The 14,136-nt window shown below is 43.0% G+C and carries 12 protein-coding genes; 3 read left to right on the top strand and 9 right to left on the bottom strand.

Annotated elements, in window-relative coordinates; genetic code table 11:
• Nucleotides 1-138: 138 nt before the first annotated feature.
• Complete coding sequence (locus D5I41_RS13135; protein WP_119010170.1) at nucleotides 139-1,368, bottom strand: DUF3179 domain-containing (seleno)protein; 1,230 nt, start codon at nucleotides 1,366-1,368, stop codon at nucleotides 139-141.
• 340 nt (nucleotides 1,369-1,708) lie between these two features.
• Here D5I41_RS13135 and D5I41_RS13130 point away from each other — a divergent pair, with 340 nt between their 5' ends.
• The gene (locus D5I41_RS13130) at nucleotides 1,709-2,305 is read left to right on the top strand and encodes a TetR/AcrR family transcriptional regulator (protein ID WP_119010169.1); all 597 of its coding nucleotides are present in this window, start codon (nucleotides 1,709-1,711) and stop codon (nucleotides 2,303-2,305) included.
• A gap of 132 nt (nucleotides 2,306-2,437) precedes the next feature.
• Here the strand turns inward: D5I41_RS13130 and D5I41_RS13125 are convergent, their stop codons facing one another.
• The 6 genes from D5I41_RS13125 to D5I41_RS13100 form a co-directional block, all read right to left on the bottom strand.
• Nucleotides 2,438-3,052: a nucleotidyltransferase family protein gene (locus D5I41_RS13125; RefSeq protein ID WP_162892838.1), complete on the bottom strand. Its 615-nt coding sequence runs from the start codon at nucleotides 3,050-3,052 to the stop codon at nucleotides 2,438-2,440.
• A gap of 273 nt (nucleotides 3,053-3,325) precedes the next feature.
• The gene (locus D5I41_RS13120; RefSeq protein WP_119010167.1) at nucleotides 3,326-3,775 is read right to left on the bottom strand and encodes a GNAT family N-acetyltransferase; all 450 of its coding nucleotides are present in this window, start codon (nucleotides 3,773-3,775) and stop codon (nucleotides 3,326-3,328) included.
• 76 nt (nucleotides 3,776-3,851) lie between these two features.
• Nucleotides 3,852-4,643, bottom strand: coding sequence for a helix-turn-helix domain-containing protein (locus D5I41_RS13115; RefSeq protein ID WP_119010166.1), 792 nt, complete (start codon nucleotides 4,641-4,643; stop codon nucleotides 3,852-3,854).
• 137 nt (nucleotides 4,644-4,780) lie between these two features.
• Complete coding sequence (locus tag D5I41_RS13110) at nucleotides 4,781-5,317, bottom strand: GNAT family N-acetyltransferase (protein ID WP_119010165.1); 537 nt, start codon at nucleotides 5,315-5,317, stop codon at nucleotides 4,781-4,783.
• A gap of 448 nt (nucleotides 5,318-5,765) precedes the next feature.
• The gene (locus tag D5I41_RS13105) at nucleotides 5,766-6,599 is read right to left on the bottom strand and encodes a universal stress protein (RefSeq protein WP_119010164.1); all 834 of its coding nucleotides are present in this window, start codon (nucleotides 6,597-6,599) and stop codon (nucleotides 5,766-5,768) included.
• A 10-nt stretch (nucleotides 6,600-6,609) separates the two neighbouring features.
• Entirely contained in the window at nucleotides 6,610-8,097 is a 1,488-nt protein-coding gene (locus tag D5I41_RS13100) for a SulP family inorganic anion transporter (protein ID WP_119010163.1), read from the bottom strand.
• A gap of 655 nt (nucleotides 8,098-8,752) precedes the next feature.
• On the opposite strand from D5I41_RS13100, the gene D5I41_RS13095 reads away from it, so the two are divergent.
• Nucleotides 8,753-10,015, top strand: a complete 1,263-nt coding sequence (locus tag D5I41_RS13095; protein ID WP_119010162.1) for a metal-dependent hydrolase family protein — start codon at nucleotides 8,753-8,755, stop codon at nucleotides 10,013-10,015.
• Nucleotides 10,016-10,387: 372 nt separating this feature from the next.
• Nucleotides 10,388-11,386: a TerC/Alx family metal homeostasis membrane protein gene (locus tag D5I41_RS13090; RefSeq protein ID WP_119010161.1), complete on the top strand. Its 999-nt coding sequence runs from the start codon at nucleotides 10,388-10,390 to the stop codon at nucleotides 11,384-11,386.
• Between the two features lie 40 nt (nucleotides 11,387-11,426).
• Here D5I41_RS13090 and D5I41_RS13085 read toward each other — a convergent pair whose 3' ends face one another.
• The gene (locus tag D5I41_RS13085; protein WP_235868916.1) at nucleotides 11,427-12,635 is read right to left on the bottom strand and encodes a multidrug effflux MFS transporter; all 1,209 of its coding nucleotides are present in this window, start codon (nucleotides 12,633-12,635) and stop codon (nucleotides 11,427-11,429) included.
• Nucleotides 12,636-12,900: 265 nt separating this feature from the next.
• A complete protein-coding gene (locus tag D5I41_RS13080) occupies nucleotides 12,901-14,115 on the bottom strand; it encodes a peptidoglycan DD-metalloendopeptidase family protein (protein ID WP_119010159.1) in 1,215 nt (404 codons plus the stop codon).
• Nucleotides 14,116-14,136 lie beyond the last annotated feature (21 nt).

Genomic DNA, 14,136 nt, shown 5'->3' with positions numbered 1-14,136 from the left:
ACGCCCCTTCAGCAAGGTTCTGGACAAAAGTGAGTTAGCATAGATATCGCTGACTCGAAGTTAAACATCTCTATATTGGTGACTTTACCAAATTGACTTATTTATCGCAGATTATCCTATGTAGTCATCCATTTGGTATTATGCAGGACCAAATAGATGCGTGTATTCTTGGCTGACTACACCATCATCATTCAGTTCACTTTCAGGGAAGTAGTTAATCCATACAAACCAGTACATGCCCGCTTTAACGGTTTCTACTCGCTTAAGTTCACCTTGGTCTGATTTACCAAAGAAATCTACAACGGTGACAGGTTTACCACTGTTGTTGTACCAAATATTGACTGATTTATACTCTGAGTCATAAGCAGCAACAATGTCTCGACCGCCTACCTTTGCATTCACAATGTTACCGTTTTCGATAATATAATTTTCGGTATACGCCATTGATTCTTTATCGATAGTAAAACCCCATACTAATTCTTTGCGATACAAACGGTCATCGATAACGTCCATGGTCTTACATAATAGGCTTTGGGTGCGATGGTGCGCCACGGTTGCCCATAGGAACACTATTTCTACTATCCAATCCCACAAGAACAATACTGGATTCTTAGTGAACGGAGTGATTTTGTTTAAGAACACTTCACCATCTGGGTAGGCTTTAGTAAACTCTTTGAATGGCATTCTGAATGTTGGCCATTCTTGCATTTTGTTTTCGCTCCAGCGTCCATCACACTCACGAGTACCATACATTTGTTGTACTGGCTCGCCGGTGTTTTTATCTCGCATAATAAGATTGTTACCGTGTTGCGCCACAATCTCTAAATCGAGTACTTCGCCGTTAATCTCTGGTTTAAAACCATGCCCTAAATGGGTCATACAACAGTAAGTAATAATCACGTTTTCTCCACCTAAGCCTTCTTCGTTGCCCGCTAGGTGAGGACGTTTAATATGGTAGTCAGAGTGCGCACGAGCATGACCATTGTTTTCTAACACAATCACACTTTCATCACCTCGGACATAATCTCTCGCTTCTTCAACACCGTAGTATTTCGCGCGGCTTTGCTGATTACGCAACCCACCGTATAGCCAAATATAAGGGAAACACGAAAAAAATAGGTTAATGGGAGTAAGTAAGTAAATGACCCACTTGCTTCCCGCCCCTTGAGTTAGATGCAAAATAAGGGCGGCCAATGTGCCAATAATTCCAATTAAAATCATCTTCTTTTCGTTGCGTATAGCGAACATCATATCCTTGCGCTTTACGGGTAAAAAGCTTTGAGTGATATCTCCGAGATCTCGAAAATAAATAAAAGAAGTAATGGTTGCTGGGACAAGTGCCACCCAAAACAAAATCTCTATAAACATAATGAAACTCCAAATAGCAATAAATTAAAAAATCGTTGAGCTAATTGCGTTTGTAAGCTTCCGTACTCTTCCCTCTAAAACATTCAAATTCTCAACTCTAGAGCTAGTATTACCCATAGCGACCACAACGTCAATGACTAAATCATCATTGAATTTTAAATCATTATATTTGAGTCATGTATTTCACATGAATTGGTTTTGCCTTACAATGCTTTCGCTATCAAAAAATAGCGCTATAGTTTGATGAAACTTCATCGATTAATACTGCTTTAACAACAACTACAGAAAACAAAACCATTGCTGATAGCAATATGATGGGTGTAAATAAAAGGCAAGAGTAATGAACACCAAAACAAAACACACTCGAGCACGTAAGTTAAGGCCAGAAGAGAGAAAACAGCTGTTAATCACAACCGCCATTGATGTGTTTGTTGCTGAAGGTATTGGCGCTGTCAAGCATGCTGATGTTGCCAAAGCCGCGGGAGTTGCTCCTCCGACAGTCTTCTCATACTTCGCATCGAGAGAGCAGTTAACGACAGAGGTTCTGGATGAAGTTGGCCGTTTTATTGTCAGCACGGTTGCGGATATTGCATCAGAAGAGCCAGATCTTAAAAAACGCTTATACCAAAGTGCGATGCATACCCTGAATCTTCTTAAAGAGAGACAGAATTACGTGAAAGTCTGGTTGATGTTTGGAACAACATTTAGTCCAGAGGTTGAGGCTCAATATAAGCATTATGAATCGCAAATCATCAACGCCTTAAGCGCAATCATTGCCGCAGGTTCAGATAATACAAAAACGGAGCAACACACCAAAGACTGTGCGAAGATCATCTTAGGCTCATCGATATACCTTAACAAAATGATACTCGAAGGGGTTGGTGAAGAAACTCAAAAGTCATTTGTTAAGCACATAGTCTCTTTTGTAACAGTATGAACAAAATGAAAGAGAGTCCTGAAATACAGTAACACCTAATGGGGCAAAACCTTCTCAGCCGTTTTGCATCTCAGGACAAAATGTTTGCTAATGAAGCGCACTCAAAGTTACATAACGCCACTTTGGGTCAACTTATATGCGAGTTGTATGCTGCGTTAGCCTTTTCAACGCCTGATAATCTTGAGGAGATTGGTAAACCTTCTCAAAGAGGTCAAAGGCTACTTGATCGTTTTCTTGTAGCCAAGCCAAACTGCTTTTTGCTCCAAAAAACCATTTATCTCTCAAAAGAAAGTAAGTCTCTAGTAAAGTAAACTGGAGGTGTGCCCTTCTATGGTTTCCTTCAATATCATTTTTAACTATTCGCTTTAGGCTTTTCATTCTTAGCTCAATGATGTTGCTCTTTTGTTTTTCGGTTAAAGGGATTGGCCCTGCTGTTCTTCTCTCATCTATTTTCCGTAATAGCTCCTTTCCAAGGCCGTATTTGTCAATAGCACAAAAAGCTTTTCCCATCTGCACAAAACTCTCTGGGGTTTTCATAGCGTCTGTTGGATATATCCAAGCATCAAGGAAAATACCATCAAAGCTCCTGAAGTCCTCAGAAATAGGTGGTTCATCAAGAAAGCACGCCATATCTACATCACTTTCGTCTGTTGCATCACCTCTTGCTCTTGAACCATATATAATAACCGTATGAGGATCGTACTTGCCAACCACTTCTTTTATCGCTTTTTCCGTAATTTTGTCCACATTAAGTATCTTAGTTGAGCTATCTTTAATGCCATATTACCAAGGTGTTATCCTTGTGCAATACAGCTACAAATCGATGATGTGCAATACGGTCAAGAATTCACTTATTCACTTATTCACTTATTCACTTATTCACTTATTCACTGCACTGAGAGTATGACGAAAAGTAAGTCAAATGACGCTTCGTAAAGTATGGGTTTAATCGATCGAAAGAAGGAATTGGACAAAAACCAGCTAGAATAAGCGCTCTAACTGGTTATGCCGTGATTAGTTTCATTTATCGAAAAATACTCGAACAAAACCAAAATCAGGATCAGACTCCTTACGAGTAATAGACCATCCATTTTTTAGGTAAAAGCTCATCGCTTGAGTATTGGTTTCAAAGGTTTCCAGTGTTGGTTTCAAGTTGTCATTATGGATTTTCGTCTCAGCAAACGATAACAACCGTGCACCAATGCCTTTTCGTTGCTGTTCTGGCGATACCATCATGATGTGTACTAGGCCATCAATAACCACGACGTATCCCATGATAACCTCGCTATCATCAACGGCTACAAAGGTATTGCTAATATGCTTGTCAACTTCATCGTCACTAGCTCCGCTAGATAGGTAGCCATTGACCATTTCCTCACCCATAAAACCGATGTAACACGCTGTAATTGCATGCTTAGATAACTCTTTCAGAGAGCTAGCATCACTTATACTTGCCTGTCTAATTTTCATTCTTTATTACCTGTTGATCACCATGGGGTTAATCTACCCCTTGTAGTCTTGGGAAAATTGAACAAATGCGACAAGTTTAATGATTGAAGTCACCAAAAAGATCGATAGAAAGATGTTTTTCGATTAAGTACCGTTTAGGAGTAACGCCAATCGCTTTCTTTAATTGACGTATAAGGTAGGGCTGGTCGCTAAAACCAAATCTATAGGCAAGGTCGCTCCAGTCTATGCGCTCAGCTTGCTCTTGGTAGATAGCCCATATAAGGCGATCCATTCTTACCATTTGCTCATATTGCTTGAGAGATAGGCCTGTCACTAATGAAAACTGTCGCTCAAGTGTTCGTCTAGACATTGGCAACAAGTCGAGGCTTTTTCCTTCGTTGATATGTAAACGAGCCTTGCGAACATTTTCCCATACTCGCTGATCATTCGCGGGAGGTAGAGAAAGTAACTGCGACTCTATAACGGTTGCTGCCCTTTTCGGACAATTGATATTGATTTCATCCGACCATCTCAAGCAAGCAGGTAAAGGTTGAATAATCTTCTGACTAGGTCTGTGTTCTTGCATCAGGCCTAAGCCAAATGCGCCTTCAGGAAAGAACTTCACGCCTAATAATTGGCGTGGGTGCGTATCATCGACATATAGCTCTTCCGTGTAAGCAGACAACCAATGCCCACCTTGAACCTCTAATTTGAACCCGTTTTTTCGGTAAACATGTTTATCTGCTGAGGGAGAAAGAACGGCATTAGCGGAAGGGTTCGGAAGCAGCAAAGCTGACTGTTGACTCGGTTCAGTGACTTCCAGTGCCCAAATATACTCAACATATAAGGCAAGATAGTCTGATGCTGGCTTAAGTTTCCATGTATTCATCCATCAATAATACTATGAATAAAACTAAGGTGAAGCATACGATGTTCAAAAGATTAAACTTCCTTAGCCAGCGCACAATGAGGCAAAGATGAGCTAGCTTGCCAACTAGCTCGCACTCTTAGCGGTGAAATACCTCGTTACCACAATTCTGGTTTATCAAACGCCTTTACACATCGCGAGGAGCCAGTAATTGAGTCTAAAGGATGTTGCGATAACGATTTAGCAAGCCAGCCATGTGGATAGCTCAATTCACGTGGTGCAGAAAACTGCTCTGTAGTAATGCGTTCAAAGCCAATGCGACCATAAAATGCTGGATCTCCATATGTAAACGCAAGAGATACGCCACCTTCAGCCATCGTTTCTAATCCATATTTGATAAGCTTCTGACCAACACCTTTGCCTTGAAAATCGGTACGTATAGCTACAGGAGCGAGTAGAAATGCTATTTTATCTGATTCAAATCGAAGACGAGTGAAGTAGATCGCACCAATTAGCTCTTCGTGATCCATCGCAGCAAACACGTATATATCGTCGCTATCCGTCTGTTCAATAAGATCTTTAGCTAGCTGACCGACTACCTTTCCTTCCTCCGGACCTTCAGAGTCGCTAAACGTCAACGTGAAAAGTTGTTTTAGTGATTCAGCCTGTGGCTGCTTTAACAGTATAAAGTTCATTTCAAGTAATCTGTTATGAATGATGGAACTAAGGTTAAACTATAAAGTTATAGACAGGTCAAGGTGTATTGGTATTGCTAGACATTTAAAGGTACAACTAGGGTCTGTTAACCTTTTGAGGTTATTTTTGTAGCGATTTGTTGGGTATTAATACAAGGCAGTCGCTTTTAGGTGTGGTGGTTCCACATGAAAAGCGACTAACGCGGTAGAAATGCCCAACAAAGCGCTACCCGAAGGGCTCGGCCAGAAGCCATTTACTCTTCGTTGAGCGACTTTTGCTTAGATGACTAGGCGGCAAGTCCCTCGCCTTGATTAAATGGCTTCTGGTCGAGCAAAATTTAATCGCAAAAGGTCAACAAACCCTAGAGATAAGTCTTTTTATTTTGTGTCCAGATTGATTGCGGGCATCAACCTGGACTTCACCGACAATTTGAAACTCAACGAGAATCTATCGAATCAACAATAATGGGACGCGACTGTTAGATAAAACTTTGGAGGTATTACTCCCTACAAAAAACTGTCTTAGTTGAGAGTGCCCATAAGCGCCCATCACCATCATACCGATGCCATGCTGTTGCTGGTAATCGATAAGTGTTTTGTCGACCGTACCAGTTAGTGCCACTGCAGTTACTTTTATACCCGACTCTTCGAGTTGGATTCTTGCTTTGTCGAACGCTTCGTTTTTATTCCCACCATCATTAATCATCACTAAGTGGCAATCTATTCCTTTTAGCAAAGGGGTTAGAATTACCTTTTCGACCAATTTCTCACTAAAAGAACTACCATCAAACGCTATGATGTATGAGTCTGGACGTAGAAAGTCTTCACACACGACGAGTATATGCGCCCTAATAGAACGAATTACGGTTTCAAGCTGTGAACCAACTGAGTGTGAATCTCCCGACCTCCCAATAACCAATACACGCAATTCATCCTGAAGATCCTCGAGACCTTCCAGTAAACTGCCATGGCGTTGTAATTTGCTCACGTTTTTTACGCCTTGATTTACAATCCAATTTTGAGCTTCAGTAAGTAATGCATTAGCGTGTTTTAACATGATTTTACTGCGAGCTTGATCAAGCTCAGTTAGCTCTGCAAGCAACTCTTCTTGGCTCCCTAAACCGATTTGGCCAGAGAACTCACTAACCACGGGTAAAGTGGAGTGATCCAGAGCGTGAAATAAAACTAACGGAGCATCCATTTTACTTGCAACCCAAGCACTGGCTTCACAGGTTGAAGTTGTTAAGTTAGAGCCGTCTATACAAGCGATTATATTTTTCATGCATTTTTCCTTAATGTCCTGCCAATAACTTTTCAACTTCTTCGGGCTTATCATGCACACCAAATTTGTCGACAATGGTACGCGTGGCTTGGTTCATTCCAATCAAGTCAACATGTGTACCTTCACGGCGAAATTTAACGACAACTTTGTCTAGTGCCGAAACTGATGTGATGTCCCAGAAGTGTGCTGCAGATAAATCTATCGTTACTGATTCAATTACTTCTTTAAAATCGAACGACTCAATAAACTTATCTGAAGATACGAAAAAGATCTGTCCGATAACGGTATACCTTCGAGAGTTCTGCTCCATGCTGTCATTTTTGATTACCATCATTCGACTTATCTTGTTAGCAAAGAACAACGAGGCAAGCAGAACGCCGACAAGTACACCAATCGCTAAGTTGTGAGTCGCCACAACAATAATTACAGTAGAAAGCATGACGATATTAGTTGATAACGGGTGTTTTTTTAGGTCCATAATAGAGCGCCAAGAGAAGGTTCCGATAGCCACCATAATCATCACAGCGACTAATGCTGCCATTGGGATCTGCTTCAACCAGGGACCAAGAAATACGACCATGATAAGCAAGAACACACCAGCAGATAGCGTCGATAATCGACCTCGACCACCTGATTTGATATTGATCATCGATTGCCCAATCATGGCACATCCCGCCATACCACCAAACAGGCCAGTAAAGATGTTGGCAATGCCTTGGCCTTTACATTCTCGATTTTTATCACTGCTTGTGTCGGTAAGGTCGTCAACGATCGTCGCCGTCATCATCGATTCCAATAAACCGACGACAGAAAGTCCAACTGCATACGGGAATATGATAAACAAGGTTTCTAAGTTGAAAGGTACATCAGGCCAAAGGAAGACAGGCAAAGTATCGGGTAAATTACCCATATCACCAACAGTGCGGATATCAATGTCAAATCCGATAGCGATTATCGTCAGGACGATAATACACACTAAAGGCGAAGGGATTAATCTGCCAATGATCGGAAGGTAAGGGAAGAGGTAAATGATGCCTAGTCCGCCAACGGTCATCGCATAAACATGCCAAGTTACGTTGGTGAGTTCAGGCAGCTGCGCAAGGAGAATCAAAATAGCGAGAGCGTTTACAAAACCAGTTACGACGGAACGTGAGACAAATCTCATGAGACTACCGAGCCTCAAATATCCTGCCAATACTTGCAGAACACCAGTAAGCACAGTTACGGCCAGCAAATATTCCAGCCCATGCTCTTTTACTAAGGTAACCATTAATAATGCCATGGCACCAGTGGCCGCCGAAACCATCCCCGAACGCCCTCCGGTTATTGCGATAACAACAGAAATACTGAAAGAGGCATAGAGCCCAACTTTAGGGTCAACACCAGCGATGATAGAAAAGGCAATGGCTTCAGGAATTAACGCGAGCGCAACAACGAGACCAGCAAGTAGGTCTCCACGGATGTTAGACATCCAATCAAGTTTTATATTTTGGTACATTGAATTCTCAATTTAGGCACGGCAAAACGCACCAGAAATAGATCTGGGGTGTAGATAGATGCTTCTTTGATAAAATTTTGGCGTGAAAAAGCTGCCTAATAAAGGCGGATAATTAACAAGCGCAAAGAATAAGCAAGATACTAAAGGCTAGTATTCTACTTCGGTTAGCAGTGAGAGCTATAGGAGGGATGGAGCGTTTAAGGCGGCGTAATTAACACAGGTATTAACATCCTTTTGTTGTATTTTAAAAATGGCAAGTATACTCGGATGGATTTCTTAATCCATCGTTAGTAGCATGAATGCTGAGTAAATAAATGCAAACTTAGATCTTACTTTTATTGGGTATTCAAATAAATACTCTGGCTTGAAAAAGGAGTAAAAATCAGCTTGGCAGCACTTCCCTATTCAATTCCAGTCAGAAAAAAGAACATTACTCCTAGAACTGCGCTTTCTGTCAGTCCACTTTAAAAACCTTAGATCTCCACCTTTAACATAGGTGCTACCCATTTAGAGATTCATGACATTCTCGTTTTCTTCTCCTTACTAGAAAATTAAAAGAACACCCAGCTGTCACCAAATGGCAATTACTCGTACGCCTGTACCCCTAAGATGAATGCATCAACCGAATGATTGCAGCCTTAAAGAGGAACAGAATATGAAAAAGCTAATTACTAATGCGAATGTGTTTAACGGTACAGACAACAAGTTAGTCGAAAACGTTTCTGTTCTTATTGAAGACAATCTAATCATCAAGATTGGCGATATCGACCCGAGCACTGCGGACGAAGTCATCGATGCAAAAGGTGGGACGGTGATGCCTGGTCTCATTGATGCCCACGTACACATTACCCTTTCAGGTAGTTTTGATGTAATGGACTCAATGACTCGCGAAGAGATGGCCATTCGCTCAGCTAAGATCTCGAAAGAAATGCTAATGCGCGGATTCACCACTTGTCGTGATGTGGGTGGCAACACTCTGGGACTTAAGAACGCCATTGATAGTGGCTACGCAACAGGGCCTCGAATCTTGCCTTCTCAAGCGGCTATCTCACAAACCTGTGGTCACTCAGACTATCGTCAAAACCAGGCTCAAGAGCGCTTAGCGAATGGTCATGAAGACTCACCACTGATGAAATCGGGCACATTTAAAGTAGCAGACGGTCGCACTGAGGTATTACGAGCTGTGCGTGAGCAATTATTTAAAGGCGCATCGCAGATTAAGATCATGGCCGGCGGTGGCGCATCATCAACGTTTGATCCGCTAGATACACTGCAATACACTCTAGACGAAATGAAGGCAGCAGTAGAGGCTGCATCAGATTATGGCACTTATGTTGCGGCTCATATCCATACTACTCCAGCAATGCTGCGCGCTGCCGAAGCTGGCGTAATGTGTTTTGAACATGCCACCATCATGGATGATGAAATAGCCAAAATCATCAAAGACAAAGGTATCTGGGTGGTTCCGTCGTACTTTACCGCTTCGCTGATTGCAGAGCGCAAGATCCCTCTTCCAAACGAGGAAACCTACAAGAAGACAGAGCGCGTAGGTAAGGCGATGTTTAAATCGGCTGATTTAATTAAGAAGTATGGCATTGAGAACCTTGCCTATGGTACAGATTGCGTAGGGACCTCGAATGTTCATGAAACACAGATGCAGGAACTAGGTGCTATCGAAAAAACCTTCGACACCATTACAGCGCTTCGCATGGCAACATCTAACTGCGGTCGCCTGTTTGAGATGTCGACTTACCAACACCCATATCAAGAAGGCAAGCTTGGTCAAATTATAGAAGGTGCTTACGCTGACCTATTGATCATCGATGGCAACCCTCTTGAAGGCGTTGACTGTGTGATGAGTGATGATGCGAAGAAGGTCATTATGAAAGACGGTGAAGTGTACAAAAACACCCTATAGAACTCGAACAAAACGGAAGAGGTTTCAACTAAGGTTGAAGCCTCTTTTTTGCTTAAGCATCACAGATAAAACTTACTCGCTTGAGCAGCATCACTAAACAAAGCTTTTGTACCTCAACTACAAATAGTTTTTGTTGGCTATTAGCCAAAATAAGCCTATCATGGCGCTGTTTTGGGGAGTAGTTAGCGCAAGTTTACTTATCGTCATCCCGTTAAGCGCATGTTTAACCGGTAAGTAAAGGTGATTGGATGTTTTTCCGTCACTCCAACGAGACCAACGCATTCATTGATCAGCAGCATACCTCGTATACCTGTTGGTTTTTATGTTTTGCGGAAGGTCACCTAAACACCGTCCTTCTGCCCAGGAGGAAGTATGTCCCCAATAGAAAATACCACCCAATTAAGCTCATCTGTACCAATGCAAGAATCGCTCATCATGTATGGCGTCTTTGGTCTATTGACCCTTGTACTTGTTGCGCTTGATATCTACCAAACTCGCGGTGGCGCAGTATCAATGAAGAAAGCACTTGGCTGGAGCATATTCTGGTTCGTGTTGGCATTTGTATTTGCCGCTTCTATCTATTTTTTCTGGGATGTCTACGCACCGCACAGCGTTTACTCGGCAAACAAAGCAACCGTTGCATTTTTAACTGGCTATCTGCTTGAGAAGTCTCTAAGCGTCGATAATCTGTTTGTATTTGCCATCATTTTTAGCCAATACAAGGTACCGGAACACTTGCGGCCTAGAGCTCTGTTATGGGGTGTTATTGGTGCCTTGGTATTACGCGCGGTGATGATTGTTATCGGTGCTAAGCTACTGGCAGAGTATCACTGGGTCTTGTATCTATTTGCAGCATTCCTAATTTGGACCGGCATTCAGTTGGCTCGCGATAAAGGCGAAGAGGAAGAAGTAAACCCTTACCCTGAGCAGTTCATTCGCAAGTTGCTACCTGTGTCAGATGACTATCAAGGCAACAGCTTGATATTCAAGCAAGCTGGCAAATGGATTGCGACCCCAATGCTGATTGTAGTGGGTGTTATCGCGGTGATGGATGTCATGTTCGCATTGGACTCAATCCCTGCAATCTTTGCTGTAACCCAGCAGCCGTTCTTGGTACTGGCTGCAAACGTGTTTGCACTCCTTGGACTGCGTTCGCTGTACTTTGTATTGCAAGCAATGTTGGATAAGTTTGTCTACCTCAAGCCCGCGCTTTCTATCATCATGATCTTTATCGGTATTAAGATGGTATTGGTAGGCACAGAGTATGCTATTGCAACCACATGGTCTTTAGGCTTCTTAGTGACCATTATGAGCAGTGCGGTAGTTGCATCTATGTATAAAAACCGCATTAGTGAATTATCAAATTCATAAACAGCAAAGCGCACGCTCGTTACTTATCAATCCATTCAGGCTAGCCATCCGCTAGCCTTTTATTTGGCTCATCTTGCATAGATAACATTAGCGGCACACCAATAAAGCAGGCCAGTAAGACGCCCGTTATCGGCAATACTCCCGAATTTGGATAGACGGCAATATCTGATAAAAGAGACAGCAAAGCACCACCAGCAGTCATTATTGACCCGCCCAACCCCGACGCTGAACCCACTAATGTTGGATCAACATTCAGCATTCGCACGGTCGCATTAGGAATGATTAAGCCATTCCCAAGCCCCACGAACAACATGAGCCCAAAGAAAATACTAGGGCTATCTACGCCGCCATTGACAACAAACATGATGCCAACAAGACCCAGCACAGCAATACCACTGCCCATCTTTATGAGCACTTTTGAGCACGATGTCTGACTTAAACGACTGGTCAGATAATTACCTAACAGATAACCTGCCGGAGTTAGCGCAAAATACATACCAAAAGCGGATGGAGACAAACCATAGTGCTGAGTTGCAATCAGTGGACCTGCGGATAAAAAGATAAAGAACGCGCCATTTGACAGCATGGTAATCAAGGAGTTGCTCATGAAGTGTTTGTCTCTCATTAGAGCTCTAAAGCCCCGATTACGCGTCGTTGGCGTCCGATGAAGTTTTGGTGCCGTCTCGGCCATGTCAAAATACGCAAGCACACCCACAATCATCGCAAATGCCAGCAACAGCAGAAACGCTGCATGCCAGTCAAAAAGCTCACTTAAAAAGCCACCTATCGTAGGCGAAATCATAGGGACTAATGACATTCCCATCATGATGTAGCTCATTCTGCGTGTTGCTTGTGGACCAGAGTCAGTATCTCGCACCACCGTTCGTGCAATGATCGACACAGTGACAATCACAGCTTGGAGCATCCTAAAGAATAAGAACAGCCAGATATTTTCAGACAATAGACAGCCTACTGTCGCAAGCGAAAACGCAACGATAGCACCTAGCACCACAGGGCGACGCCCGTACCTATCAGATAAAGGCCCTGCAAGGAGCTGAACCACAGCGGTCATTATGATGTAGCCAGAAATCGAGATCTGAATGACCGGATAGTCAACATCGAAGTATTCCGCCATATGCGGTAATGAAGGCAAAAAGAGACTGATTGCCATTGCCGCTAACCCGGTCAACAACACTAAAGTAAGCGTTGACGGTGCTGAACATCGCTGTGTTATTGATCGTTGAGTCATATAGAGTCATTCACATACATCTTTGAGAGTATCGTGATCATAGCCGAGCCTTCAAATTTTGAATAATCGCTTATGTAGGGTTTGATCATTCAAAATCACTACCATATCCTTTTTAAAGAGGGACACGCACTAACGTAATCGTTTGCCTGACTATCGATTAAATTTTAGTCGCCTCTCTATACTTACTGTGATTGGTATTAGTTAGCAAAGATAAGGGTTAACTACAGAGTTAACCCTTTCTCTAAAATTCAAAGCTACCCGTAAACTAGATAGCTAGCTCATCAAACTCAGAGATTCGCGCAGCGAACGACTCTTTGTTTTCTTTTGAAATCGAACTCGCCATGGGTAAATCCGCTTTCATAGGGTCTACCGCTCGGTTTCGTACTAGCACTTCAAAATGCAAATGAGGGCCCGTTAGCCTTCCGGTAGCACCTGCGATAGCAATCTTCTGTCCACGCTCCACATAGTCGCCTCTCTTAACCAAGAATCGGTCCAGGTGAAGATAGCGAGTGGTATAGACACTGTTATGTTCGATAACAAGATACTTGCCTGCATAAGGGTGGTTTCTAACCCCGACTACCCTACCGTCACCGGTCGAATACACTGGCGCTCCCACAGGCGTAGCAAAGTCTGTTCCGTTGTGAGGGCTGATACGCCCAGTCACAGGATGCTTTCGCCTCGGGTTAAATGAAGAGGTGATGCGGCGATATTGCGGATCAACGGGGTAGCGGTTAAACGCTCTTTCTAAGCTATTTCCTTCACGGTCGTAGAAACGACCATCATCCGCTAGAAATGCCGCAACCTCTTTTCTCGCTAACTTAAAGGAAATGCCCTTAACCTCGCTATTGCCTGTAGGGTGATCGCCTAGATACTGCTTATTGATCAACACATCAAACTGATCGCCAGCCCTAAGCTCTCGAGCAAAGTTAATTTTATCGTGCAGAACCCGAGTGATATTAGCGATCTGGTTGGAACTCAAACCAACTCTGTGAGCCGATAAAGAGAAGCTACCCTCAACAATGCCCGAATAAAGAGTTTCTCTCCACTCACCTTCTTCTTCTATAAAGTGATAATCAAACTCACCACTTTCTATCTGAGTATAAGTCGCACGCTCAATCAAGCTGATATTATAGGTAAGGGATATGATCTGCCTTGTTACAGGGTCAATGACAAACTCAAGGTGATCCCCTGGCTTTATCGTATCGAGTTGCAGCGGGATTTGATCAGCCGAGAGCACCTGTTGTAAGTTACTGTAGGGTAGCTCCCACGCAGAGAAAATGTCACTGAGGGTATCTCCAACCTTAACGAAATAATGAACACGAACAGGCGTTGGCTCTCGCGGAGCCTCTGGTGCCTGAGTGATCAAAATCTCGACATCTTGGCCGTTATTGGATTCAGGTTGCAGTGCTTTGGGTAACAAGAAGGCAAGCGTAAAAGCGACGATGGCAATAGCCAAAGCGATAAGTCTAAAGTGTTTCATTACATATCGTGCGTGATGGAA

Origin of the sequence: Vibrio superstes, from assembly GCF_003569005.1 — a bacterium.
GTDB classification, from domain to species: domain Bacteria; phylum Pseudomonadota; class Gammaproteobacteria; order Enterobacterales; family Vibrionaceae; genus Vibrio; species Vibrio superstes.
This window is presented reverse-complemented; position numbering and strand designations above follow the sequence as displayed.